18 protein-coding genes are annotated in these 25357 nt (G+C 71.1%); 5 read left to right on the forward strand and 13 right to left on the reverse strand.

Going from position 1 to position 25357, the window contains the following annotated elements; all coding sequences use genetic code 11:
- Positions 1–131: 131 nt before the first annotated feature.
- Positions 132–1628: an Asp-tRNA(Asn)/Glu-tRNA(Gln) amidotransferase subunit GatB gene (gene gatB, locus ADL05_RS07275; protein WP_053616094.1), complete on the reverse strand. Its 1497-nt coding sequence runs from the start codon at positions 1626–1628 to the stop codon at positions 132–134.
- A 372-nt stretch (positions 1629–2000) separates the two neighbouring features.
- Here gatB and ADL05_RS07280 point away from each other — a divergent pair, with 372 nt between their 5' ends.
- Positions 2001–3200, forward strand: coding sequence for a thioester domain-containing protein (locus ADL05_RS07280; protein WP_053616095.1), 1200 nt, complete (start codon positions 2001–2003; stop codon positions 3198–3200).
- A gap of 389 nt (positions 3201–3589) precedes the next feature.
- Positions 3590–4801, forward strand: coding sequence for a thioester domain-containing protein (locus ADL05_RS07285; RefSeq protein ID WP_053616096.1), 1212 nt, complete (start codon positions 3590–3592; stop codon positions 4799–4801).
- A gap of 444 nt (positions 4802–5245) precedes the next feature.
- On the opposite strand, the gene gatA is transcribed toward ADL05_RS07285, so the two are convergent.
- The 7 genes from gatA to mnmA all read right to left on the reverse strand — a co-directional run bounded on the left by gatA (position 5246) and on the right by mnmA (position 15126).
- Positions 5246–6745, reverse strand: coding sequence for an Asp-tRNA(Asn)/Glu-tRNA(Gln) amidotransferase subunit GatA (gatA, locus tag ADL05_RS07290; RefSeq protein ID WP_053616097.1), 1500 nt, complete (start codon positions 6743–6745; stop codon positions 5246–5248).
- Complete coding sequence (gene gatC, locus ADL05_RS07295) at positions 6746–7045, reverse strand: Asp-tRNA(Asn)/Glu-tRNA(Gln) amidotransferase subunit GatC (RefSeq protein ID WP_053616098.1); 300 nt, start codon at positions 7043–7045, stop codon at positions 6746–6748.
- A 156-nt stretch (positions 7046–7201) separates the two neighbouring features.
- Positions 7202–9250 (reverse strand): bifunctional diguanylate cyclase/phosphodiesterase, encoded by a 2049-nt coding sequence (locus tag ADL05_RS07300; RefSeq protein ID WP_053616099.1) that lies wholly within the window; start codon positions 9248–9250, stop codon positions 7202–7204.
- Between the two features lie 534 nt (positions 9251–9784).
- On the reverse strand, positions 9785–12052 hold the full coding sequence (ligA, locus tag ADL05_RS07305) for an NAD-dependent DNA ligase LigA (RefSeq protein WP_053616100.1): 2268 nt from the start codon (positions 12050–12052) through the stop codon (positions 9785–9787).
- Between the two features lie 62 nt (positions 12053–12114).
- Positions 12115–13200 (reverse strand): methionine synthase, encoded by a 1086-nt coding sequence (locus ADL05_RS07310; RefSeq protein WP_053616187.1) that lies wholly within the window; start codon positions 13198–13200, stop codon positions 12115–12117.
- Between the two features lie 167 nt (positions 13201–13367).
- Entirely contained in the window at positions 13368–13874 is a 507-nt protein-coding gene (locus tag ADL05_RS07315) for a DedA family protein (RefSeq protein ID WP_053616101.1), read from the reverse strand.
- Positions 13875–14019: 145 nt separating this feature from the next.
- Entirely contained in the window at positions 14020–15126 is a 1107-nt protein-coding gene (gene mnmA / locus ADL05_RS07320) for a tRNA 2-thiouridine(34) synthase MnmA (RefSeq protein WP_231640644.1), read from the reverse strand.
- 140 nt (positions 15127–15266) lie between these two features.
- Between mnmA and ADL05_RS07325 the strand changes: the two genes are divergently transcribed.
- Together ADL05_RS07325 and ADL05_RS07330 are read left to right on the forward strand one after the other, a co-directional pair.
- A complete protein-coding gene (locus ADL05_RS07325; RefSeq protein ID WP_053616103.1) occupies positions 15267–16436 on the forward strand; it encodes a DUF695 domain-containing protein in 1170 nt (389 codons plus the stop codon).
- 365 nt (positions 16437–16801) lie between these two features.
- Complete coding sequence (locus ADL05_RS07330) at positions 16802–17749, forward strand: hypothetical protein (RefSeq protein ID WP_231640645.1); 948 nt, start codon at positions 16802–16804, stop codon at positions 17747–17749.
- 758 nt (positions 17750–18507) lie between these two features.
- On the opposite strand, the gene ADL05_RS07335 is transcribed toward ADL05_RS07330, so the two are convergent.
- The gene (locus ADL05_RS07335) at positions 18508–19356 is read right to left on the reverse strand and encodes an ion transporter (RefSeq protein WP_082376191.1); all 849 of its coding nucleotides are present in this window, start codon (positions 19354–19356) and stop codon (positions 18508–18510) included.
- 439 nt (positions 19357–19795) lie between these two features.
- Here ADL05_RS07335 and ADL05_RS07340 point away from each other — a divergent pair, with 439 nt between their 5' ends.
- Positions 19796–20347 carry a thymidine kinase gene (locus tag ADL05_RS07340; RefSeq protein WP_053616105.1) on the forward strand — a complete coding sequence of 184 codons (552 nt, stop codon included), beginning with the start codon at positions 19796–19798 and terminating at the stop codon, positions 20345–20347.
- Positions 20348–20368: 21 nt separating this feature from the next.
- On the opposite strand, the gene ADL05_RS30375 is transcribed toward ADL05_RS07340, so the two are convergent.
- The 4 genes from ADL05_RS30375 to ADL05_RS07355 all read right to left on the reverse strand — a co-directional run bounded on the left by ADL05_RS30375 (position 20369) and on the right by ADL05_RS07355 (position 25341).
- A complete protein-coding gene (locus ADL05_RS30375; RefSeq protein ID WP_156365755.1) occupies positions 20369–21136 on the reverse strand; it encodes a hypothetical protein in 768 nt (255 codons plus the stop codon).
- On the reverse strand, positions 21129–22214 hold the full coding sequence (locus ADL05_RS07345) for a bifunctional lysozyme/C40 family peptidase (protein WP_156365756.1): 1086 nt from the start codon (positions 22212–22214) through the stop codon (positions 21129–21131). The genes ADL05_RS30375 and ADL05_RS07345 overlap by 8 nt, the downstream gene beginning before the upstream one ends.
- A 102-nt stretch (positions 22215–22316) precedes the next feature.
- Positions 22317–22991, reverse strand: coding sequence for a hypothetical protein (locus tag ADL05_RS07350; RefSeq protein ID WP_053616107.1), 675 nt, complete (start codon positions 22989–22991; stop codon positions 22317–22319).
- Positions 22992–23010: 19 nt separating this feature from the next.
- The gene (locus ADL05_RS07355; protein WP_053616108.1) at positions 23011–25341 is read right to left on the reverse strand and encodes a type IV secretion system protein; all 2331 of its coding nucleotides are present in this window, start codon (positions 25339–25341) and stop codon (positions 23011–23013) included.
- Positions 25342–25357: the final 16 nt, after the last annotated feature.

Raw genomic sequence — 25357 nt, forward strand, 5'->3', positions numbered from 1 at the left:
TGTGGCCGTACTCCCGGCGCGTGTCACGGGCCCCCTCCGGTCCGTGACACGCCCCGACACTAGCCCCACCCCGCGGGCGCCCGGTCGATCGGTGGTGAGATCCGCCCCACGCCGCGGCGGGGCGGAACCGGTCAGCTCGCGCCGAGCTTCTCCAGGATCAGCTCACGCGCGCGGCCGGCGTCGGCCTGGCCGCGGGTGGCCTTCATGACCGCGCCCACCAGGGCGCCGGCCGCGGCGACCTTGCCCCCGCGCACCTTGTCGGCCGCGTCGGGGTTGGCCGCGATGGCCTCGTCGACCGCCGCGCCGAGCGCGGAGTCGTCGCTGACGACCTTCAGGCCGCGGGCCTCGACCACGGCGTCGGGCTCTCCCTCACCGGCGAGGACGCCCTCGACCACCTGGCGGGCGAGCTTGTTGGTGAGCGTGCCCTCGGCGACCAGGGCGATGATCCGCGCCACCTGGGCGGGGGTGACGGGCAGGGCGGACAGCTCCACCTCCTGCTCCGTGGCGCGGCGGGAGAGCTCGTTGAGCCACAGCTTGCGCGCCTCCCCGGAGGGCGCCCCGGCCAGGACCGTGGCCTCGACCAGTTCGATGGCGTCGGCGTTGACGAGGTCGCGCAGCTCGGTGTCGCTCAGGTCCCACTCGGCGCGGACCCGCGCGCGCTTGGCCGCGGGCAGCTCGGGCAGGCCGGCGCGCAGCTCCTCGATCCACTCCTCGGTGGGCGCGACCGGGACGAGGTCGGGGTCCGGGAAGTACCGGTAGTCCTGCGCCTCCTCCTTGCTGCGGCCGGAGATGCTGCGTCCGGTGTTCTCCTGGAAGTGGCGGGTCTCCTGGACCACGCGCTGCCCGGCGTCCAGGACACCGGCCTGGCGCTCGATCTCGGAGCGCACCGCGCGCTCCACCGAGCGCAGGGAGTTCACGTTCTTGGTCTCGCTGCGGGTGCCCCACTCGTCGGCGCCGCGCTCGTTGAGGGAGACGTTGACGTCGCAGCGCATGGAGCCCTCCTCCATGCGCACGTCGGAGATGCCCAGCGAGCGGACGAGGTCGCGCAGCTCGGCGGCGTAGGCGCGCGCCACGAGGGGGGCCAGCTCGCCGGTACCGGTGATCGGCCTGGTCACGATCTCCAGCAGCGGGATGCCTGCGCGGTTGTAGTCGACGATGGAGTGCGAGGCGCCGTGGATCCGGCCGGTGGACCCGCCCACGTGGGTGGACTTGCCGGTGTCCTCCTCCATGTGGACGCGCTCGATGTCCACGCGGAACTCGCGCGGGCCGTCGGGGGTGTCGACGGTGACGTCGAGGTGGCCGTCCACGCAGATCGGCTCGTCGTACTGCGAGATCTGGTAGTTCTTCGGCATGTCCGGGTAGAAGTAGTTCTTCCGGGCGAAACGGCCCCACGGCGCGATGGAGCAGTTCAGCGCCAGGCCCAGCCGGACGGCCCCCTCGACCGCCTTGGCGTTGACGACCGGCAGCGAGCCGGGCAGCGCCAGGCAGACCGGGCAGACCTGGGTGTTCGGCTCGGCGCCGAACCCGGTGGGGCACGAGCAGAACATCTTCGAGGCGGTGCCCAGTTCGATGTGGGTCTCCAGCCCGAGCACGGGCTCATAGGTGGCCAGCGCCGTCTCGTAGTCCACCGGGGTGGGACCACTGTCAGTGGCAGGGCTTGGAGTTACCGCGTGGGCCATCGCCGCGAACCCGTTTCCGTAGAGGACATACCTTCGGGTCCAGCCTACCGAGCGCGCGGGAGTGGCCGACCCGTCCCGCGCGGACCGGCCCGGCCCCCGGGGGCGGGCGCGCGGCCCCTCCGACCAGGGGAGCCGCGCACGCTTCGTGACGCCCGAGGGCGAGGACGCCGCTGGGAGATGTCACGGACAGCGCACGATTGGGCCACTGTGGCACGGTTGCACCGTCACCCAGTGTGTCGCGCGGTTATTCTGAGTTTCCACCTTGACCACCCCGCCGGCCGGCCCCACAGCGGCCCGCCGCCCGTCGCCCGGGAGCAGAACATGAGGGGCATCCCGCTACGGTGCGCCGTTCTGCTGGCTTCCGCCGGACTGTTCGGCGCCCTGGCCGGCACACCCGCGGCCACCGCGGACGACTTCTCCCGCGTCGACCGCGATCCCGCCGTCGGCGCGGACCTCGTCCTCGACGACGGACGGTCCGCCCCCACCGCGCTGTTCAGCCTGCGCGTGGGCGAGCGCGACTCCGTCCGGGCCTACGCGACGCGCGTGGACGAGGAGGTCCGCCCGCGCACCGCCTACGTGGAGTCGGACTGGTCGGACCGCGAGGGCTGGGAGCAGGTGCCCGAGGCGACCGACCCGGCCGACCGCGCGAGCTGGATCGTCGCCCACTCCTACCCCGGCGTGGCGCTGACCTCGCTGGCGCTGGACGCCGACGAGCTGCACGTGGACGAGGCCCAGGCGATCGCCGGCACGCAGGCGGCGCTGTGGCACGTCCTCGACGGGACCGAACTGGACCGCGACGCCAACGACTCCGCGGTGGTCGCCGTGCACGACCTCCTCGTGCGGGGCAGTGCCCGGGCGGTGGACACCGCCGCCGAGCTGTCCCTGGAGGTCGCGCCGACACAGCTGGAGGCGGTCGACCCCGAGGCCCCGCTCGGCCCGCTCACGGTGGGCAGCGCCGGATCGGGCAGCCTGCGCCTGTCGGTCCACGGTGCTCCCGCGTCGTGGCTGGTGGACGGTGACGGACAACAGGTCTCCCGAGCGGGGGACGGCGACCGGCTCTACCTCGACGTGGACCCCGCGGTCCGGGCGGGCGTGGCCACCGTGCACGTGCACGGCAGCGACCTGCCGCTGCCCGAGGGCCGGCTGTTCGCCGGCCGGGACGGCGCCAGCACCCAGCCGCTGGTGACGGCGGAGCCCGGCACCATGAGCAGTTCCGCCACGGCGACGCTGACGTGGCGCGGGAGCACCACCCCCGAGCCCGGGCCCGGGGCCGACGACGCGGCCGAGAGCGAGGCCCCGGACGTGGAGGAGGAGGCGCCCGCGGCGGAGGCACCCGCTGCCGAGAGCGCCCGGGTGGAGCAGCCAGAACCGCCGGAGAGCCCGTCCGCGACCGATGACCGAATTGCCGACGACGACCTGGCCATCACGGGGACCTGGTTGTCGGCCCTGTTGGTCATCGCGGGGGCGCTGGTCGTGTCCGGCCTGCTCATCCTGGTGCTCGGTCGCCGCCGACGCGACTGACGCTGACCCCCTGCCACCTGCGAAGGGACTCGACCGGTTTGCCGGGCGCGCAATGCGGTCCGGATTCGCCACGATTTATCCATGCCCGTTTCGCATCACATTTTCCGACAACCGGGTTGGAAGTGGCCAATGTGGTCGCTAGTATCGGGCGGGCGACCTTCACGACGAGCGCGGTCCGCTCCCGCGTTGGCGAACCACACCGGATGACGTGCCTCCCCCACGGGTGCCTCGCATCGATGTCCCCCAGGACCCGGTCGTGGTGACCGCCCAAGACGGCCGGATCAGGATTCATGCCGCCGTTCGTGACGGCACCGAGGAAATCCCTGCCGCCCGTTCTACCTGAACTGGCGTTTTCCACCGGTTACCCCTAGACGACACCGGGACACAACTTGACGAAGATCTCCCTCACCCGTTCCGCCGGGCACGCGGGCCTCGCCGCCGCCACCGCCGGTCTGCTGGCGTTCGGCCTCGCCGCTCCCGCCTCCGCCGACGCCGCCCACGGCGTGTACACGGGCAACGCCGAGACCGGCGTCTCCGTCCGCATGGACGGCGCCACCGTCGGCACCAACCTGTTCAACCTGGAGCTGGAGGACGGCACCGTCCTCACCGCCTACTGCATCGACCTCGAGACCGGTATCCGCAGCGGCGCCGGGTACGACGAGTCCGCCTGGGAGAACTACCCCGGCCGCGGCGACTTCGCCGAGCCCGCCAAGGTCCACTGGATCCTGCAGAACAGCTACCCGGAGATCACCGCCGCCGAGCTCGCCGCGGCCGCCGGTGTGGACGACCACCGCTTCGGCGACGATGAGGCCCTGGGCGCCACCCAGGCCGCCATCTGGCACTTCAGCAACGGTGCCGAGATGACCGGCAAGGGCGGCAGGGGCGTCAAGGAGGTCTACGAGTACCTCATCGGCGCTGCCGAGGACCTGCCGCAGACCGCGGAGCCCGACGCCTCGCTGAGCATCACTCCGGAGACCGCCGACGGCGAGCCGGGCGGTACGGTCGGCGAGTTCGAGATCGCCTCCAGCGCCTCCGACATCCCCGTCACCCTGGGCGAGAACGTCCCGGACGGTGTCGAGCTCGTGGACATCGAGACCGGCGAGCCCGTCTCCACGGTCAACGACGGCGACACCGTCGGCTTCGACGTGCCGGAGGGCACCGCGGACGGCAGCGCCTCCTTCAGCCTGTCGACCACCGCCACGGTGGAGGTCGGCCGCCTGTTCCTGGGCGACGAGGAGAGCTCCCCGACCCAGACCCTCATCACCGCGGAGGGCGGCGAGACCGAGGTCTCGGCCTCCGCCACCGCGAACTGGGTGCTCGGCGAGGAGCCGTCGGAGGAGCCCTCTGAGGAGCCCAGCGAGGAGCCGTCGGAGGAGCCTTCCGAGGAGCCCTCTGAGGAGCCCAGCGAGCAGCCGTCGGAGCAGCCCTCCGAGGAGCCGTCCGCGCCCGCCGACGACAACAACACGCCCAGCCTGCCGGTGACCGGTGGCGCGCTGGCCGGTCTGGTCGCGGCCGGTGTGGCCGCCCTGGGTGCCGGTGCCGGTGCGATCTACCTGAGCCGCCGCCGCAAGGCCGCCAACACGTCCGACGTGGAGGGCTAGTCCCCTTCCGTCCCCGGACCCCCGGTGACGTGTGAGGGCCCGTCCGTGCGAGAGATCGCACGGACGGGCCCTTCGTCGTTCCGGGCACGCACCGGCGGGTTCGACCAGGCGGGCGGGGCCCAGGGGTTGGTCCGCCCACGTGGTCGAGGCGGTGACCCGCCCCGGGCGGGTGTTGTCCCAGCAGCCCGCTGTCCCCGCTGGTCACGGCGGCGACCCGCCCCGGGCGGGCGTTTCCCAGCGTCGCCCGCCCACGCGACCGGGCATGACGCGGCCAGGTGGCCCCGGCGCCCGGGACCACCACCGCGGGCTCGCGGGGCCCGTGGTCGCCCCCGGCCCGCGTGCCCCGGGTGCACCGGGCGCACCGACCCCGGAAACACGCGTGCCCGCCGCGTCGGGACGCGGCGGGCACGGGCGCGAGCGCGGCGGGCGCTCAGCGGGTCGGGGTCAGCCCTGCACGGCGTAGGGGCTGCGCGACAGGAGTGCGCCGTCCCGCTCGCTCAGGGTCCGCTCCACGGCCGCCGCCACCCGGTAGGTGCGGTCGTCGGCCAGCGGCGGCGCCATGATCTGGAAGCCGACGGGCAGGCCGTCCTCGGGCGCCAGGCCGCACGGGACCGACAGCGACGCGTTCCCGGCCAGGTTGGACGGGATCGTGCACAGGTCGGCCAGGTACATGGCCATCGGGTCCTCCGACCGCTCCCCGATCGGGAACGCGGTGGTCGGCGTGGTCGGCGAGACCAGCACGTCCACGTTCTCGAACGCGGCGTCGAAGTCGCGCTTGATCAGCGTGCGCACCTGCTGGGCGCTGCCGTAGTAGGCGTCGTAGTAGCCGCTCGACAGGGCGTAGGTGCCCAGGATGATGCGGCGCTTGACCTCGGCACCGAAGCCCTCGGCCCGGGTCAGCGACATGACCTCCTCGGCGCTGCGCGTGCCGTCGTCGCCCACCCGCAGCCCGTACCGCATGGCGTCGAAGCGCGCCAGGTTGGAGGAGCACTCGCTGGGGGCGATGAGGTAGTAGGCCGACAGGGCGGCGTCGAAGCTCGGGCAGGACAGCTCCACGATCTTGGCGCCCAGGGACTCCAGGAGTTCCAGGGTCTCGTGGAAGCGCTGCCGCACGCCCGGCTGGAAGCCGTCGCTGTCCAGCTCCTTGACCACGCCGACGCGCAGGCCCTCGACGTCGCCGAGGCGGGCCGCGTCGACGACCGGCGGGACCGGGGCGTCGATGGAGGTGGAGTCGCGGGGGTCGTGGCCGGAGAAGGCCTCGTGGAGCAGGGCGGCGTCGAGCACGTTGCGCGCGAACGGGCCGGGGGTGTCCAGCGAGGACGCGAACGCGATCACCCCGTAGCGGGACGAACCGCCGTAGGTGGGCTTGGCACCGACCAGGCCGCACACGGCGGCCGGCTGGCGGATGGACCCGCCGGTGTCGGTCCCGGTGGCCAGCGGCACCTCGAAGGCGGCCACGGCGGCGGAGGAGCCGCCGGAGGAGCCACCCGGGATGCGGTCGGTGTCCCACGGGTTGCGGGTGACCTGGTAGGCGGAGTTCTCCGTGGAGGAGCCCATGGCGAACTCGTCCATGTTGGTCTTGCCCAGGATGACCAGGCCCGCCTCGCGCAGCCGCGCGGTGACGGTGGCGTCGTAGGGCGGGCGCCAGCCCTCCAGGATCTTCGAGGCCGCGGTCGTGGGCATGTCCGTGGTGCTGAACACGTCCTTGTGGGCGACGGGGACGCCCGCGAGCGGCCCCAGCTCCTCACCGGCGGCGCGGCGGGCGTCGACGGCGCGGGCCTGGGCCAGCGCGACGTCGCGGTCCACGTGCAGGAAGGCGCCGATCTCGCCGTCCACGGACGAGACCCGGTCCAGGTAGGCCGTGGTGGCCTCCTCGGAGGAGACCTCGCCCGCGCCGATGGCCGCGCCGAGGTCGGCGGCGGTCAGGCTGATGACGTCGCTCATCTACTCTTCCTCCCCGAGGATCCGCGGAACCCGGAAGCGCTGCTCCTCCACCGCCGGGGCACCGGCCAGGGCCTGCTCCGGGGTGAGGCAGGGCCGGGCCTCGTCGGGTCGGTAGACGTTGGTCAGCGGCAGGGCGTGCGAGCTCGGCGGGATGTCGCCCTTGGCGACCTCCTGCACCTTGGCCACGGCGGTGAGGATGTCACCGAGCTGGGCGGCGAGCGTGTCGAGCTCGCTCTCGTCGAGCGCCAGCCGCGACAACCGGGCGAGGTGTGCGACCTCATCGCGGGTGATGGCGGTCATCAGTGGAGAACCGTTTCTTCGACGGACGGGTGTACCGACCCAATCCTATGGCGCCGACACGGTGTCCGGTGCCGGTGCGCGTGCACGGACGCCGACGCCGAGGCGGTGGCCTGATTCCGTCCGCCTGCCCCGGCGCGGGCGCGGCGGGCTCCCGGTTCAGGCGGTGGTGTCGGCGACGGCTCCGCCGTCGTGGGCGGCGAGCCACTCCTGGACCTCGCCGGACGGCAGCGGGCGGGCGAAGTGGTGGCCCTGGGCGGCGTGGCAGCCGGTCTCGCGGGCGGCCTCGGCCAGCGCCGCGGTCTGGACCCCCTCCGCGGTGGCGCGCATGCCCAGCGCCCGGACCAGCGTGATGGCGGCGCGGACGACCGTGTGCCCCTGGTCGGAGCCGCCGGTGAGGTGGGCGGTGAAGGACTCGTGGATCTTGACCTCGTCCAGGGGCAGCCCGGCGAGCTGGGCGAGGGTGAAGTGACCGGTGCCGAAGTCGTCGAGCGCGAGCCCGACCCCCAGGTCGCGGAGCCGGTGCACGGCCGCGGTGGCCGCGTCGGTGTCGACGATGAGCGCGTGCTCGCCGATCTCCAGGACGAGCTGGGCCGCGGGCACGTCGTGCTCGCGCAGCGCCGCGGCGACGGTGGCGGGCAGGGCCGGGTCCAGGAGTTCGCGCACGCCGAGGTTCACCGAGACCGGCAGGCGGAAGCCGTCGGCACGCCACTGGGCGGTGCGGGCCAGGGTGGCGTCCAGGACCTGGCTGGTGAAGGCGCGGGTGAGGTGGGACTCCTCCACGATCGGCATGAAGTCGCCGGGGGAGAGCAGTCCGCGCGTGGGGTGGCGCCAGCGGGCGAGGGCCTCCAGACCGATGGCGCGGCCGTCGGACAGGCGGACCTTGGGCTGGTAGTACATCTCCAGTGCGCCCTCGCTCAGTCCCCGGCGCAGTTCGCTGAACAGGCTGAGGCGGGCGGTGGAGTTGCGGTCCTTGCCGGGGTCGTAGGACTCCACACCCGTGCGGCCGGCCTTGGCGACGTACATGGCGACGTCCGCGCGCTGCATGAGGGGCTCGAACTCGGTGGCGTCGTCCGGGTAGAGCGCGATCCCGATGCTCGCCTCCAGGTCGAGGTCCACGCCGTTGAGGCGCACGGGCTCACCGAGGGCGCCGCGCAGCCGGGCGGCGACCTCCGCGGCGGCGTCGGTGTCGCGCACCTGGGGCAGCAGGACCGCGAACTCGTCGCCGCCGAGCCGGGCCACGAGGTCGCCGGGGCGGACGCTGTGCACGAGCCGCCCGGCCGCGGTCTCCAGGAGGCGGTCGCCGGTGGCGTGCCCGAGCGTGTCGTTGACCTCCTTGAAGCGGTCGAGGTCGAGCAGGAGCAGGCCGACCCGGCCGCCGCGCTGGCGGGCGTGGGAGATCTCCTCCTGGGCGCGCCGCGTCATCAGGGTGCGGTTGGCCAGCCCGGTCAGTTCGTCGTGGTTGGCCTGGTGGTCGCGCCGGACCAGCATCAGGGCGCTGGCGTGCAGGGCGCTCAGGGGGAAGGCGAACAGCGGCACGTAGAGCACGGAGTAGGTCATGGCCACGACCACGAGCGGGGCGAGGCTGATGAGGACGGCGTTGATGTGCAGCTGCTGGCCCAGGTCCTTGAACAGGACCTGTTGGAGGGGGACGCGTTCGTGCATGGCGACGGCGCACATCACCAGGATGCGATTGACGACGAGGTAGGCGGTGCCCGCGAGCGCGACGACGACCAGCTCGCCGCCGGTCGGGATGGCGTCGACCCGGGCGACGACGGGCTGGAGGAGGCGCAGGACGGCGTCGGCGACGCCGAGGGAGAGCGTGTACTGCGCGGCGTTGAAGGCGTTGCGGTGGGCCGCGTGTCCGCGGGCGAACCCGGCGACGACGGCGGCCACGGCCTGCAGGAGGGCGGCCACGGGCAGCCCGTAGTAGATGACGATGGCCAGGGTGAACGGCAGGGAGGTGGGCGACCCCCCGTCCATGGCCTGGCCGCGCACGGCCACGGGTCTGAGCTCGCCGAGGATGATCATGCAGAGCAGGACCCACACGAGCGGTTCACCGACCAGGCCGTTGATCTGGTCGAGTCCGAGGCCGAGTCCGGAGATGACGAGCACGCCCGCGCCGGCGACGACGGCGCTCACCATGTACAGCCAGAGCGGCGTGCCGACCCGTGGACCGATGTCCCTGGTGCTGTGGGGATCCTTCATCCGTTGACCTCGTGAGGGGGACGCGGAGCGGGCGGCGCGAGCGCCGCCCGCTCCTGCCGGTTCGGGGTGTCCGTGATCCTGCCACCCCTCATGGCCGAATCCGGGTTCGGATGCACTGCATCCCGGGTAACGATGTCCATCTTACGTCGTTTCGTCACCAACTGTCGCTTACCGAGAACTATCAGTTAACCAAGTCGTGCGCACGTGTGGTGACAAACGAGCCAAAGTCATCCGAAGGCACGAACGAAACCCGTGCCGTTCCGGGAGGAATCGGCATGGACCGCCGCCGTGCCGAACGAACACCCCGCGCCTCGGGTTCCCGCGTCGGCCCGGACGCGCGGGAACGGCGGGCGCGCGGGGCCACGCGGGCAGGGCGTAGCGGAGGCGGGACAGCAGCGGGCGGCGGGGCCGTCGCGGCCCCGCCGCCCGGTGGTGGGGCCGGCGGTCGGGAGGAGCGGCGGGCGCGCCGTCGGCGCGTGGTGCCCGCGCCCCGCCGCGCCCTCCGCCCGCCCAGGCCCTCCGTCCAGCCCCTGCCTAGCCCGCGGCCTGGTCCTGCTCCGCGGCGGGCTCCTCGTCCGTCTCGGGCTCGGGGTTCAGCCGCCGTGCCAGGGCCGCGTCGGGCCCCTCGTCGAGCAGGACCCGGAACCCCGCCTCGTCGAGGATGGGCACACCCAGCTTCACGGCCTTGTCGTACTTGGAGCCCGGGCTCTCACCGGCCACCACGAACCCGGTCTTCTTGGACACCGACGAGGTCGCCCGGCCGCCGCGCTCGGCGATCGCCTCCTTGGCGCTGTCGCGCGTGAAGCCCTCCAGGCCGCCCGTCACGACCACGGTCACGTCCGCCAGGAGGTCCGACCCGTGCTCGGGCGCCTCGTCCTCCATACGCACACCGGCCGCCGCCCACTTGCGCACGATCTCGGCGTGCCAGTCCACCGCGAACCACTCGCGGATGGAGGCGGCGATGGTGGGGCCGATGCCGTCCACGGCCGCCAGTTCCTCCTCGTCGGCCCGGCGGATGGCGTCCATGGACCGGAAGTGGCGGGCCAGGTCCTCGGCCGCCCGCGGACCCACGTGCCGGATGGACAGCGCCACCAGCACCCGCCACAGCGGCTTGGACTTGGCCTCCTCCAGCTGCTCGAAGAGCTTCTCGACCGTCTTCTTCGGCTCGCCCTCCTTGTTGGCGAAGAACGACACGACCTTGGGCTCGCCGGTCCTGGGGTCGGTCTTGGGCTCGGTGGTGTCGGGGTCGAGCACGTGGGTGCGGATCGGCAGCAGCTGCTCGACGGTGAGGTCGAACAGGTCGCCCTCGTCGCGCAGCGGCGGGTCGGCCGGCTCCAGGGGCTGGGTGAGCGCGGTGGCCGCGACGTAGCCCAGCGCCTCGATGTCCAGGGCCTTGCGCCCGGCGATGAAGGCCACGCGCTCGCGCAGCTGGCCCGGGCAGGAGCGGGCGTTGGGGCAGCGCAGGTCGACGTCGCCCTCCTTCTGCTGGCCCAGCTCCGTCCCGCACTCGGGGCAGTTCTCCGGCATCTCGAACTCGCGCTCGCTGCCGTCGCGGCGCTCCACGACCGGGCCGACGATCTCGGGGATGACGTCGCCCGCCTTGCGCAGGGTTACGACGTCGCCGATGCGCACGCCCTTGCGGGCGACCTCCTGGGCGTTGTGCAGGGTCGCGAACTCCACCTCCGAGCCCGCCACGACCACGGGCTCCATCACGCCGTAGGGGGTGACACGGCCGGTGCGGCCAACGCCCACCTTGATGTCGACCAGCCGGGTGGTGACCTCCTCCGGCGGGTACTTGTAGGCGATCGCCCAGCGCGGCGCCCGGCTGGTGGAGCCCAGGCGGCGCTGGAGGCCGAAGTCGTCGACCTTGACGACGATGCCGTCGATCTCGTAGGCCGGTTCGTGGCGGTTGGCCCGGTAGTGGTCGACGTAGTCCCGCACCTTCGCCATGGAGTCGACGACCCGGTAGCGGTCGCTCAGGGGCAGGCCCCACTCCCCGAGGAGGGTGTAGGCCTGCGACTGGCTGGTGAAGGCGACCCCGTCGGACCCCCCGTCCCCGCCGCCCGTGCTCCCTCCCGCGGGGACGTAGGCGCCCACGCCGTGCACGATCATCGACAGCGGCCGGGTGGCGGTGACGCGGGGGTCCTTCTGCCGCAGCGATCCCGCGGCGGCGTTGCGCGGGTTGGCGAAGGGGGTGTGCTCGCCGGTGGCGGTGATGCGCTCGTTGAGCTCGCCGAACTCCTTGACCGGCAGGAAGACCTCGCCGCGCACCTCCAGCAGCTCGGGCGCGGGCCGCACGCTCTCGTCGAGCCGCTCGGGGACGACGTCGATGGTGCGGACGTTGAGGGTGATGTCCTCGCCCACACGGCCGTCGCCGCGGGTGGCGGCGCGGACCAGGCGTCCCCGCTCGTAGACCAGGTCGACCGCCAGGCCGTCGATCTTGAGCTCGCACAGGTAGGCGTCGACGGGCACCTCGGCCGAGGCGCGGTCGGCCCAGGCGTTGAGCTCGTCGGTGTCGAAGGCGTTGCCCAGGCTCTCCATCCGGACCAGGTGCTCGACCTCGGCGAAGTCGACGCTGATGGGGGCGCCGACCTTCTGCGTGGGCGAGTCCTGGGTGATCAGCTGCGGGTAGGAGTCCTCGATACCGCGCAGCTCGCCCATGAGGGCGTCGTACTCGGCGTCGGAGATGACGGGCTTGCCCAGGTAGTACCGGTAGCTGTGGTCGTCCAGCTCCCGGCACAACTCGGTGTGGCGGGCGCGTACCTCATCGGGGATGTCGGTCGTGTTGTGAAGCGCGCTCACTCGGTTCTACGCCTTTCTGCTGCTCTCGTGCTCGCCTGTCGCGGTCGCGGTCCGCGGGGGCCCTACCGGCGGGGCTCGTCCCGCAGGACCCTGGCTCCGGCGCGGACGGCGTCCAGAGCCGCCCGCGCGTACCCCGGCGTGGCTCCCGCGAGCCCGCACGTCGGTGTGGTGACCACCGCGCGGGAGAGCAGGTCAGGGGTGATTCCCAGCCGGTTCCAAAGCTCGCGTACAGGATCGACGGTAGCGGCGGCGTCCGACATTCGGGGGGACCGCTGCGGTCCCCGCGCGGTGGTGGCACCGGGCGTGTCGGGAGCCTGCTCGGACGGGGCGTCGGACGAGGGGACAACGCCGAGCAGCAGGCCGACACCGGCCTCGACAGCGGTGCCGATCATCTCGTCGTGGTCGCGGGTGAGCAGCAGGGCGTCCAGGCTCAGGGCCCTGGCGCCGCTGCGGCGCAGCAGGTCGACGGGCGGCCCGGGGGCGCAGCAGTGCGCGGCGGGCACGGCGCCGGCCTCCTCCACGGCCGTGAAGAGCTGCCGCAGGACCGCCTCGACGCGGACCCGGTCCACGGCGCGCACCCGTCCGAATCCGCTGGCGGTGGGCAGGGAGCCGAGCAGGACCGCGGTCAGGGAGGGCTCGTCGACCTGGACGAGGACGCGTGCGCCGGGCACCCGGCGGCGGACCTCGTCCAGGTGGGCGAGGACGCCCTCGCGGTGCGACTCGGCGAGGTCGCGGTAGGCGCCGGGGTCGGAGACCAGGCGCTGGCCGTTGCGGAGTTCGATCGACGCGGCCAGCGTCCAGGGTCCGGCGACCTGGATCTTGAGGGTGCCGGTGTAGGCGTGGGCGTGCTCGGTGAGCGCGTCGAGGTCGTAGGACATCAGGCTGGTGGCGCGGGCGAGGTCGCGGCCCGGCGTGTCGGCCACCCGCCAGGCGCTGGGCTGGACCTCCACGGGGAAGTCCACCAGCAGCCCGCCGGTGCGGCCGATCATGTCGGCGCCGACACCGCGGTCGGGCAGCTCGGGTAGGTGGGGGAGGCCGGGGAGCTCACCGATGACGGTGCGCACGGCTTCGTCGGGGTCCTCGCCCGGCCAGGACCCGACTCCGGTGTAGGAGGCGTCGGGCCAGGGATAGGAGTGCTGTTCGGTCACGATGCCCAAGGTTAGGGCAACGACGGCCGACGGCGTCGAAGCCGACGCCCATCCGCTGGGGTGGTGGCCCCGCGCCCCGGACGAAGGGCGCTCCAGCGCGGTGGCGGTGACGGTGACGGGTCGGGGGCCTGGGGGCCATCCGGGGAGGGGCCGCGGAGGGCGGCCGGTCACACGGGCGCGGAGGAGTCCTCGGCGGCGGCGGGGGTCCGGTCGCGGCGGCGGGAGCGCAGCACCAGGACGGCGACCACGACGGCCGCCAGCAGGACCACGCCGATGGCGAGCCACGGCGACCCCAGGAAGAGGGTCCACCAGGTGCCGACCAGCCCGGAGATCACCACGCCCCACAGCCCCGCCCAGATCAGGCAGCCCACGACCATGGCCGCGAGGTAGCGGGGGAAGCGCATGCGCATCGCGCCCGCCGACAGGTTGACGGCGGTCTGCACGCCGACGGTGCAAAAGCTCAGGGTGACGACGGGGGCGCCGTAGCGGTCGATGCTGCGCTGGGCGCGGTCCAGCCGGGGGCCGAGCCGCTCGCCCATCCGGCTGCGCTTCACCCCGGCTCCCAGGCCCCGGCCGAGCCAGTACGTGGCCTGGGCGCGGCACAGGACGATGCCGAACAGCGCGAAGTAGACGATCCAGAAGGGTTGCCCCTCAAGGAAACCGAACTCGGGCATGGACAGGCCCCCTTCCTTGAGCAGCAACTATGCTATGCCTTACCTAACCTCGGCAAGAGGCAGGGGGTCCGGACGGAGGAGATCCGTGCCTCAGCGGCGGGTTCCTCCTCCGCACGCCGTCGGCCGCACGACCGCTCGGCGCGGCTCAGGCGCTGGTCGCGCCGGTGCCGACCGCACCCGAGCGCGCCGTCGCCGAGATCGTCGCCGACCCCAGCACCGCGTCGCCGTCGTAGACCACCACCGCCTGCCCGGTGGCCACGCCCGCGGCCGGCTCGGCCAGGCGCACGACCAGCTCGTCGCCGTTCCCGGTCCCGCGCTGCCACACCGTCGCGGGGTAGACCTCGCCGTGGGCGCGCAGCTGCACGTGGCACTCGGTGGGCTCGGTCAGTGGGCCGGATCCGCTCCACACCGGCCGCACACCGGTGATCTCGTCCACGGCCAGCGACGCCCGCGGGCCCACCGTCACGGTGTTCTGGACCGGCTCGATCGACAGCACGTAGCGCGGGTGCGCGGCACCGCCCAGGCCCAGGCCCTTGCGCTGGCCGACGGTGAACGTGTGCGCCCCGTTGTGGGTGCCCACCACGTTGCCGTCCTCGTCCTGGATGGGGCCGGGCCGCTCGCCGATGCGCCGGTTCAGGAAGCCCGCGGTGTCGCCGTCGGCGATGAAGCAGATGTCGTGGCTGTCGGGCTTGTCCGCCACCGACAGGCCGCGGCGCTCGGCCTCGGCGCGCACCTCCTCCTTGGTGCAGTCGCCGAGCGGGAACACGGCGTGCGCCAGCTGCTCGGCGTCGAGCACGCCCAGGACGTAGGACTGGTCCTTGGCCGCGTCGACGCTGCGCACGAGGCGCCCGTCGACCTTGCGCACGTGGTGGCCGGTGGCCACGGCGTCGAAGCCCAGCGCGATGGCCCGGTCCAGGACCGCCTCGAACTTGATCTTCTCGTTGCACCGCAGGCACGGGTTGGGCGTGTTCCCCGACTCGTACTCGGCGACGAAGTCCTGCACGACCTCCCGGTCGAACTCCTCCGACATGTCCCAGACGTAGAACGGGATCCCGATGACGTCGGCGGCCCTGCGGGCGTCGTGGGAGTCCTCCACGGTGCAGCAGCCGCGCGCGCCCGTGCGATAGGACTGTGGGTTCTTGGAGAGCGCCAGGTGAACGCCGGTGACGTCGTGGCCCGCCTCGGCCACACGGGCCGCGGCGACCGCGGAATCGACTCCGCCGGACATGGCGGCCAGTACACGCAAAGTCATAGTGCACACCAGCGTATGCGCCCGCCCGGTGTCCGGACCACGGATTTCGAGCGGGGTGGGACACTCCCGTCTCGGCCGGGGCGGGACACTCCCGCCGGGGCGCGGCGAGGGTGGTCGCCGGGTTCTGCGAAAATCGGACCATGGCTCTGTTCCGTCGTCGTCGCTCCGCCGACTCCACCTCCGCCGTCACCGCGTTCTGGGACGCCTGGCCGACCGCGCGCGACGCGCTCGCCAACGCCGTCGAGTCCGACCAGCCGGCTCCGTCCGAGGTGTCGGAGGAGGTGAGCGAGTTGGTCAGGAAGATCCATCCGGACCTGGACTGGGAGGTGGGCCGGGCCCCGAGCCGGCCGAGCGGGGGCCTGGACGACCTCGACCTGTCGATGGACGCGGACCCGAGCAAGCTGCTGGAGCAGCTCGCGGCGCTGGACGACCCCTCGAAGCTCACCGAGGGCCCGGTCTACGCCATGACCCTGCGCCCGGGCACCTCCGAGGAGGCCCGCGTGCAGGCCGAGCGCTGGGCCCGGTCGGCGCCCGAGGACGACCAGTGGGCCTTCCTCCCGGTGCGCCGCGCGGACCACGAGAAGCTCTCGTCCACCGTCACCTGGGAGGACCACGAGCTCGACCTGTCACACGTCTCGGTGTCGATGCGGGTCAACCAGGCGACCGCACGGATCGAGGTGGGCGTCTACCACCCCGACAACATGTTCCTGTCGGAGGAGACCCGCCAGGGCGTCGCCGAGCACGTCACCCTGCTGGCGCTGGGCGAGGACGACATGGTGCGGTGGATCGGGAAGGTCGCGCCGCTCGACGAGGCGCCCCTGGACCCGCTGCCCCCCACGTCCATGCCGGCGGTCGTCCGCCAGATGGTCGACATCCTCGGCGGCCCGGGCGGGTGGGCCGGGTTCGAGGGCAGGCTGCCGATGCAGGGCGGATTGGAGTTCCGGATCCGGCACCCCCTGACCCGCCGCGACTATCCGGCGCTGTCGCTGTACGTCCACGTGGTCGTGCCGTACACGCACCTGGACGAGGACCGGCTCCCGGTGGAGGAGTCCCTGACCGCGCTGACGGAGCTGGAGGAGCGGCTGACCGTCCTGCTCGGCGACAACGGCGCGCTCTTCGCCCGGCAGACCACCGGCGGACGCCGCCAGTACCACTACTACCTGGACCCGGACTCCGGTGTGCTGCCGGAGTTCGAGGCGGCGCTGATGGACTGGCCCGAGGGAGAGGTGAAGCTGCGTACGCACCTCGACCCGCAGTGGTCGCAGTTCAACGCCATCCGCCGTCCGTACCTGCGCAAGCTGGACGGGTAGCGCGGGGCGTCAGGGGCGCCCCCGGGCGTGACGCCGGATGGCACGGGTCGCCGGGGAGCCCGGCGTGACGCTGCGGCGCGGGTCGCCGGGGTGCGCGGCGTGACGCCGGATGGCGTTGAACTGCGACGGTGACGGCGCGGGGCCGCACAGGGCCGCACGGGGACGAGCGGGCCGGTCGTCGACGCACCAGTCCATGGTGAACCGCGGCGATCCGCGACGCGCGGATGACCGATCGTTGACCCTGCGCGCACACGTGGGAGACGATTCGGACACGGGCGTCAAGATCGATCCCCACGTTCCACATCTGGCGCCCATGCCCCAACAGGCGTAACGTGTCCTCCCCGCCAGGAGGAAATATGCGGTCAATGGACGGCGTGTTGCCACGAGCGCCCACGGGTCGGCCGAGAGCCGCCGCGATCGGTGCGATCCTCGTCCTGTGCCTGGTCGGCGCCCCGGTGATGTCGCTCTTCCCGGTCGGCCTGTGGGAGGCGGCCGAGGCACTGACCATGAGCGGCGCGGGCCTGGGAGTCCTGGTGTTCGCCCCGCTGGTCGCGGGCGTCGTCCTGCTCATGGCCTGGCTGGGCACCCGGTGGCTGGAGGGCGCGGGGGTCAACCACCCCACCTCCGCGGCGTCGCTGGTGACGGTCACGGCGATGACCACGCCCGTGTTCGTCGCCTTCCTGGCCCCGGCCGCGACGCCGGTCCCTGGCAACACCACCGTGAGCGTCGCGCTGCTGAGCGCCGCCGTCGCCACTCTGGGCATGGGCGCCTGCATGGCGTGGAGCGGCCTGCCCGACCGCTTCCAGGCGGGCGTACTGCCAGCGGCGGCCGTGGTCGCCGCCCTGCTGGCCGTCCTGCCCGCCGTCTCCGACGCGGTGCTCGCCCGGGCCGCCGACCAGCGCTCGCGGCAGCAGATCGAGTCCTTCGACCAGACCATCGCTGTGCTGGACCACCCGGACTGGTCCCTGGACCAGGTCCACGAGGTCGACGGCGCACTGCGTTTCACCTACCGCGACACCGACGGCACGCCCGTGTACGTGCACACCTGGACGGGAGCCCGGGCCAGGGGCTCGGAGGGCATCCGCTCGGGCTGCGAGTTCCCGGACGTGCGCTGCGAGAACGTCGACGGCGCGGTCGCGGTCTACCGCGACGGGGACACCCCCGCGGAGCTGCGCACGCACCTCAACGACGGCGTGGTGGTCTGTCTGACCTCCGCTCCCGGCGCCCCGGTCGACCTGGTGTCCACCGCCAGGGCCCTGCGCCCCGAGGCCCCGGGCGAACGCGAGCACCTGGTCAGCGCCGTGACCTCCTGATCGGGGCCAGAGGCGGGGCCGTGGGCCGAATGCGGGGGCAGTCGGTCGTCGGTCGGAGGCTAGGGACCGCCAGGCGCCGTGGGCCAGGGACCACCAGTGGCCGGGACCGTGGATCGGAGGCCAGCGGCCGAGTGGGACCAGGAACTGTGGACCGGTGGGCCGGGGCCGAAGCGCCTGTCCGACCCGTGGAGTCAGCGCATCCGACGCATACCGGACCGATCACCTACCCCGGCCTGCGCGGGAAGGAGGAAAACCGCCTCCGACCAGGGTCGACCTTCGAATTACCGCACGAAGGAGCGACGGAATCACTACTCTTAGTCATCAAGATCTCGTCCGAAGTTCTGGGCCGCGAGACGCGGGGGCGAAGGGCGGGATCAGGGCGGAGCGGTGTCACCACCGCCTGCCCGACCACCGCCGGTCACCCTCGCCCTGTGGCGCGCCTGTCGAACGTCCGCGCTCAGGGCCCACTCCCGGGTGGCGGCGGAGGCGATCATCCGGGCACCTGCCCGAGGGGGCCGGGTACTGGGGGCCAGGCCCGGCCCCCGCCGCCTGGCCGCGAGGACGCCCTCCTCGCCCCTCGCCAAGCCGAAGGCCGGGGAACGCCGGACCCGCCGCACACGGCCGAACCCGCGGGTCGCCCGCTCGATGGCGCACGCCTCGACCATGGCGAGGCCGCGACCGGCCGCCGGCCCCCACCCCGAGGCCGGGCCCGCGCTGATACGCGTTCCCAGCTCGTCGCCGCCCGCCGATCGTGCGGCCTACCCGCTTCCGTTCGACGGCTGGACCGGGTCGTGCGCGACGCCCGCCCCCTGACCGACCGGCTCGCCTGCGTCCGGGTCTCCTCCGTGGTCGCGCACCATGCGGTCCAGACGCGCCACCTGCTCGCTCAACTCCGCCAGCTTGGCCATGACGGCCTCGTGCTGGACGGCCTCCAGCTTCTGGTCCTCGGCCCACAACCCGGATTCGACCTCCTGCTCCATCGCCGTCACGATCACACCGATCACGAGGTTCAGGACGATGAAGGTCGTCACCACGATGTAGCCGACGAAGAACATCCAGCCCAGCGGGTGGTCCTCGGCGACGGCATCGGCGAAGTCGGGCCAGTTCTCCGTCGTCATCACCGTGAACAGCGTGTAGAGCGTCGTCCCCAGATCACCGAAGTACTGCGGGACGTCGTCGCCGAAGAGCTGCTGCCCCAGGATCGCCGCCGTGTAGACGACCACGAGGAGCAACCCGATGACAGTGCCCATCCCCGGCATGGAACGGAACAGCGCGCTGATGATCGTCCGCATCTGCGGGACGGCGGTGATCACGCGCAGGATCCTCAGCACCCGCAGGATCCGCAGGACCGAGAAGGGGCCGGTGGCGGGGATGACGGAGATCACGACCACGAAGAAGTCGAACCAGTTCCACGGGTCACGGAAGAACCCGCCCCGCCACGCGATCAGCTTCAGGGCCAACTCCACGACGAAGACGCCGACCACGATCCGCTCCGCCACCACTAAATACGGTTGAGCAGAACCTCCATAAGTTGCCCAACCCAAAACGGCGGCATTGATCAGGATCACCACGAGCATCGTGTTCGAGAACCAACGGCTCTCGACCATCTGCGCGACCTGCGAACGCCGCAAAACCACGTCCCCCTCCACACAACACGCTGTATTCCGACACAGCGGATCAAAGATAGCGAAGCGACCCCATCGGCCCCTCAGCACGCCACCGATAGTCGAACGGACACCCGTGTCCCTGAACCAGCGGTCGACGGCCACGGTCCCGGGTCACCTGAGCGTCACCCGACGCTCGTTCTGCACATGGAACATCCCACACTCCGGTTTCGGCCGTTCGCTGCCTCAAGGGCGACTCCGTCCACAAACCCGCGGCGGGTCAAGAACTCCTCGGCGCGGCTCGCGAACGGCGTCGAAATCTTAGACGGCTCGGAGACGACGGCGGTTCAACCGGGGCCCGGCGCCACTGGTATCTTCGCTGCTGGCCACGGCACCAGCCGGGGGCGGCGTTGACCGCACAGCCCGTGATCGAGGAAGAGGCATGGCGGAGCTGAAGTACTTCACCGGGGCGATGAACTCGGGCAAGAGCACGATGGCTCTGCAGGAACACCACTCACGCGGCGGCGAGGGCGTGCTCTACACGAAGCGGGACCGGGCCGGTGCGGGGATCATCTCGTCCCGCCTCGGGCTGACCTCCCCGGCCATCGAGGTCGGCGACGACCTGGACCTGTACGACGACATCGCCGACCGCAAGGCCCCGTACGTGATCTGCGACGAAGCCCAGTTCCTCTCGCACAAGCAGGTGGGCCAGCTGGCCGGAGTCGTCGACGGCATGGGCGTCGACGTGTACTGCTACGGCATCCTGACCGACTTCCAGGGACAGCTGTTCCCGGGCTCCCAGCGCTTGGTCGAACTCGCCGACAAGATCGAGGTCCTGCCCGTGTCGGCTCGCTGCTGGTGCGGCAGCCGCGCGACCCACAACGCCCGCGTGGTCGACGGCGTCATGATCTACCAGGGCGAACAGGTCCACATCGGCGGCACGGAGTCCTACGCCACCCTGTGCCGCCACCACTTCATGGCCGGCATCGCCTGACGACTGCCCCGCTCTCCCGCCTTACTCAGGAATCCAGTACTCGAATCCGTGTCCGAGAAAGTTGGTTATTTTCCTGGCCTCGGTGCGGAAAGTGTTCTCGGGAACAGCGGCGACAGATCCCTCAACCTGATCCTCGAAGCGAATCACATAGACAGCACTCTTCGCTTGAACCACAAGTAGGTAAACAGACTGCCCCTGTTCCCCTGAGCCGTAAACAGAATAGGATTTCTGCCCAAAGTCGGCACTACCCTCGGTTTCTACATCTGCCACGCCTTCCGACAGCCCGGCACGCCTTTCCTCGAATACCGTCGAAGCAAGCTCTTCCGCCGATCCACCGCGCTCCACATCGATAATCGCATCGTACTGGAACTCGAAGTCCCAGGGCGTGGAACCACCCGATGGAGTGATGGTCCACAGACAGTTATCGCGAACGACCCTGGACGCACCTTCGATACCCGGTTCACCACCGGTCTCGGTGTCCACGTAATCTTCACCACTGTCCATCCTTGTGGTCGAAATCGTGGTGAGCGGATCAAGGTTGTCGTCGCAAACGTTCATTTCTTCTGCCGCGAGAGAGGAGCGCGCTTCTCCGATCTGTTCCGCAGGCCCTCCGCCGGTTTCGGCCGATGCTTCGATTCCCGACGAGGTGGCATTGAAGAAAGTACTGACGACGAGTACGAGTACCCCGAACACGCCGAAGGCCGCCAGTGAACCGCAACCGAAGACAGCGACCGCCGCTCGCCAACCGTGGAGCCCCTTCTTCCGAGCGGACACCTTTTCCTCAGCCACGGCTATCCTGTGCCTCCAGTTGGGCCTTCACGTCCGGGTGCTCCAGCGGACGGGTGAAACCCACGATGTCCGCACGATTGGGGTTATCGTACTCCCGGACGGCGATCGGTCCACAGTTGGTGCACCAGGCTTCGACCATCAGCCCGTCGCCGATCACCATGGCCATATGCCCAGGCCCCGGCGGCTCTCCCGCTCGGGTCACGTCGAAGAACACCAGGTCACCCGGCTGCTCCTCCCCCTGCGGAATCTCCGGACCGAATCCCCACTGATCCTGCGACACCCGCGGAATGGTCACGCCGATGCTCTCGTAGGCCTTCATGGTCAGCCCGGAGCAGTCGTAGCCGTCCGGTCCGGTCCCGCCCCAGATATAGGGCTTCCCTCGCTGGTCCAAGGCCCAGTCGATGACCGCTTGGGTGAGTTCGTCAGGCGCCCGACCGATGGGAGCACCTTCGGCGTCGAGCTCGCAGAGGACGGCCGTGCGAACCGAGTCGGTGGTGTCGAATTCGCCGTCGGAGTACTCTTCGGCCCACTCCATGACGTCGTCCACGTACCACCAGGCGTGGTTGTACCCGTAGATCGCCTGCCGGACGTCGTCGGCGAATCCGTGGGCGAGCAGATAGTCGGCGGCGGCGGGGATGGCATCAGCCGGATCGTAGACGTTCACGATCCCGTCGCCGTTCCCGTCGAGCCCGTAGCCGGTCTCCGGCCGGTCCTCGACGGCCTGAACGGGCTCGCCTCCCCAACTGTTGCCCGCCGCCGAACCGTCGAGCGCACCGAACTGCATGGGCCCGGCCGCGCCCCAGTCGTTGTGTCCCTCGGTGATCCCCGGGCCCTCCCAGCGCCCGTGGTGGGACTCCACCTGACCGACACCGGCGAGGACGTTCCAGGGGATGCCCCGGTCCTCCCCGACCTCCTGGTAGATCTCCAGGTAGTTCTCGGGTATGGAGTCCATGGCGTAGCCGCTCGCGTCCGGCTGCTCCGCGTCCGCGTTCGGAGCGCAGACGAGCCCGTTCGCCAGCATGGAGCCGACCTGCTGGGTCGAGTTCGAGATCACCGGGATCACGAACATGGCGAGCATGATCGTGAGCGTGACGCCGATGACGGCCACGGCACCGACCCACAGTCCGGCGGCTCCCTTGTCAGACCTGGTGGGGGTGATGAAACGGGGGAACAAAACGGCTCACTCCTCCCCGAACTGTCCGGCGTCACCGGGTTGGAAGTCGAAGACCCTCCACCGGTTTCCACTCCGAACGACGGTGATGGCGAACTCCCCGAGTTCCTCGTCGAACTCGGCGTCACCTGTCTCTGTGATCGACTGGACGGTCACGACGAACGTGATGGAGTCCTCGCCGAACGTCCTGACCGTCTCGATCTCGGCTCGACCGGCGGCGACGGCCTCCACCCCGGACATCTCGTCCCAGAAGGCCCCGGCGCGGGTCGCCTCGGACAGGACCTCCGCGTACTCGGGCGTGGCGAGTTCCTCCATCGAGGCGTAGTACGACTCGGGAGACTGCGTGTAGTCGATCGTTCCGTAGGCCTCGCCGAAGGCACGGGCCGTGGCTCCGGCGGCTCGGAACTCCTCCTCGCTGAACGGCATCCAGTCGAAGACGTCCAGGTCCCCCTCGTCCGTCGTCTCGATCGGACTGGGGGCCACCGTGGACAGGCCGTTCAGCCCGCCCGTGTCGTCCGGTCCGCCCAGAGGGGGGCCGGAGTCCGAGGGAAGAGCCGCAGGTTCACCGTCCTCCTCATCCCCTCCGAATCCACCGACGCTGAGATACAGACCGAACGCGACCAGCACGACGACGAGTCCGATGAAGACCGCCCGCTGGGCGCGTTCGGGGAGAGGGTTCGGCATGGGTCGGGGCCTTTGTCCGTCAGTCGTCGTTCAGCCAGAAGGGCACGTCGCGCTTGCGGTCCCTCCGGTCAGAGGAACCGGTCTCTCCCCAGAAGGGGGTGATGGGGGCATTGTCCTTGCGCTTGCCGGATCCGGTCAGCCAACCCCCGTCACCGTCGCCCCGCCCGGCGGCCGGGCCGGGTGCCGGCCGGGCCGGTCGCTGCGGGGCGGGCCGCTCACGCCGCTCACGGGGGCTTCCCCAACGGGATCCACGGCTGCCGAAGCTTCCCTTGGCGGGAGTTTCCTCGCGCCCGTTGAAGATCCCCCGACCGCTACTGGGCTCGGGCCGCTCCGAACCGGCGGCACGCGCGGGGGCCGCCGGACGGTCGCCGCCGAGCACCGGGCCTCCCCTTCCGCCGCCGTCCTCACGGTGGCGCGGGCCGCCACGATCCCCGGAGTCGGTACCGAAGACGGAAGCCCATCCGCTGTCTCCCGTTCCGGTGTAGCCACCACTCGGCCGAGGCGGAATGGACCCGCTCCCGCCACCGCCCAGAGTCGGCGCCTGATCAGTGCTCCGGCTCGCAGCCGTTGCCCGTGGTCCGCTGGCGGCTGTGGCCTCACGGTTCATCCGGAGCGGGGGTGCCGAGCCGTTGTCACGCACACGGCCGTAGCCCGCGGTACCTCGTACCCGCGCCCCATCACCGCGCACGGGTCCGCCCTCGGCCTGGGGCTCCTCGCCCAGGGTTCCTTCCGCCACTCCGACCGGACCGCCTGTCCCGGCCGGAACACCAGCGGCGGCACCGGCGATCATCGGCGCGCGGCGAAGGCCCCATGCCTGGGCCTTCAGGTTGGCGACCGGGGGCAGGACCGCGGCGCTCCTGCTGAGGGCTCGGCTCTGTGCCGTGTCGCTGACGATGCGGGAGGTGAACGTGTTGGCGTTGACAGAAGCGAAGAGGTAGGCGAAAGGCTTCCGGTAGATGAAGAGCGCCAGTGTGAACAGGGCGAGCAGAATCATCTGCAGACCCCACCCGAGACTGGTGGACATCACCATTCCATAGCACATGACCAACAGCGAGACCAGGAGAACGACAAAGATCTGCTTCAACAGGAAGCCGATCATCAGCTCAACCCATCGCAGAAGAACCATGCGCCCGTATCCGGGATGGATTCCGATGAGCAGAAAGATCGGCGCAAACAGGAAGAGAAGGAGAAATCCAATCTTGAGGACAATGAGTGCCACAGAGCCAGCAAGAATCAGGCCGCCTGCGAAGATCGAAGCGAATAGCGCCAGAGTTGCAACGCCGAGTCGGCTTCCCTGGTCTTCACCGGAAAAGAGCGGATAAACACTGGGAAAGGAGGATTCGACGTTTGAGGCGATTTCCTCATAGTTCTCTTGTTTATCCTCGAGGAGCGTCGTGGCGTCAAGCTCTCCATCAGATATCTGTTGCTGCTCTACGCGGCTGATCCCCTGCGCAGCGATAAGCTCCGTCGCGTGCTCCTGAGAAGCGATTTCCGCGATGTCGCCGTTCCCGAACTGCCCGGCGACCCAGGGCTGGCACACCAGGCTCGACCAGAGCATGTCGGCGTTGCGTCGCACCTGGAAATCCGCCTCGGACTCCCACGCCGCCCGTTCAGGTGGTTGGGCTCCGGCCGGGCACGACCCCGACCCTCCTCCATAGGGAACCTGCCCCACCGTGCTGGTCACCAACTGGGTTCCGGAGTTCACCAGCCCGCTGGACAGACCCATCACCTGAGCCGGGTTGACCAGGATCCACATGCCCAGCGCCGTGGCCGCCACCATCCAGATGGTCGACTCGATGGTGAGCGTCATCCGCTTGCGGATGAGACCGAACCACCCCAGCCACAGCGCGCCCAGAATGACGACCGTCGGAATGAGCGGCCGCCAGATGCCCTCACGAAGTGTGACGACGACGTTCTCGACCAGTTCGTTGAAGCTGGAGAGGAGACCGTCGGACGTGGCGGCCTGGTAGACGGTGATCGTCGACTGGTTGATGGTCTGGGACAGGTCCCAGGCCGTGTTCGCCAGTGTCGCCTGGGCGCCGTTGGAGATTCCGTCCACGCACGACTCGGTGATCATGTGCCATTGCGTTCCGGCCGTTCCGTACTGCCCGTACATACTGGCGTCGGGGGGCAGCCCGTCCGGCGATCCCTCAATGGCCGACTGGGACTGCGGCGGAACCAGCAGGCCGTCGGACCCGCTTCCGGCCGATTCCGGCAGGGGTGCGGGCTGCCCAGGGCACAACGGGTTCGCGTGAGCGCTGGTGAGCGGCAGCACGAGGAAACCGACTAGCAGGAGAAACGTCATCAGAAGGCGTCGCCAACCCCGCCGGTGGACGTGCTGATGCGTCATCTGCTGGCTCCTGCGT

This window comes from Nocardiopsis sp. NRRL B-16309, from assembly GCF_001279585.1.
GTDB lineage: Bacteria > Actinomycetota > Actinomycetes > Streptosporangiales > Streptosporangiaceae > Nocardiopsis.

What these genes read in the sequence shown, in the direction of transcription:
- ADL05_RS07280 (WP_053616095.1), top strand. Translation starts at nt 2,001, where the DNA reads ATGAGGGGCATCCCGCTACGGTGCGCCGTTCTGCTGGCTTCCGCCGGA.
- gatA (WP_053616097.1), bottom strand. Translation starts at nt 6,745, where the DNA reads ATGAGCGACGTCATCAGCCTGACCGCCGCCGACCTCGGCGCGGCCATC.
- gatC (WP_053616098.1), bottom strand. Translation starts at nt 7,045, where the DNA reads ATGACCGCCATCACCCGCGATGAGGTCGCACACCTCGCCCGGTTGTCG.
- ADL05_RS07300 (WP_053616099.1), bottom strand. Translation starts at nt 9,250, where the DNA reads ATGAAGGATCCCCACAGCACCAGGGACATCGGTCCACGGGTCGGCACG.
- ADL05_RS07315 (WP_053616101.1), bottom strand. Translation starts at nt 13,874, where the DNA reads ATGCCCGAGTTCGGTTTCCTTGAGGGGCAACCCTTCTGGATCGTCTAC.
- mnmA (WP_231640644.1), bottom strand. Translation starts at nt 15,126, where the DNA reads ATGACTTTGCGTGTACTGGCCGCCATGTCCGGCGGAGTCGATTCCGCG.
- ADL05_RS07325 (WP_053616103.1), top strand. Translation starts at nt 15,267, where the DNA reads ATGGCTCTGTTCCGTCGTCGTCGCTCCGCCGACTCCACCTCCGCCGTC.
- ADL05_RS07330 (WP_231640645.1), top strand. Translation starts at nt 16,802, where the DNA reads ATGGACGGCGTGTTGCCACGAGCGCCCACGGGTCGGCCGAGAGCCGCC.
- ADL05_RS07335 (WP_082376191.1), bottom strand. Translation starts at nt 19,356, where the DNA reads ATGGTCGAGAGCCGTTGGTTCTCGAACACGATGCTCGTGGTGATCCTG.
- ADL05_RS07340 (WP_053616105.1), top strand. Translation starts at nt 19,796, where the DNA reads ATGGCGGAGCTGAAGTACTTCACCGGGGCGATGAACTCGGGCAAGAGC.
- ADL05_RS07345 (WP_156365756.1), bottom strand. Translation starts at nt 22,214, where the DNA reads ATGCTCGCCATGTTCGTGATCCCGGTGATCTCGAACTCGACCCAGCAG.
- ADL05_RS07350 (WP_053616107.1), bottom strand. Translation starts at nt 22,991, where the DNA reads ATGCCGAACCCTCTCCCCGAACGCGCCCAGCGGGCGGTCTTCATCGGA.
- ADL05_RS07355 (WP_053616108.1), bottom strand. Translation starts at nt 25,341, where the DNA reads ATGACGCATCAGCACGTCCACCGGCGGGGTTGGCGACGCCTTCTGATG.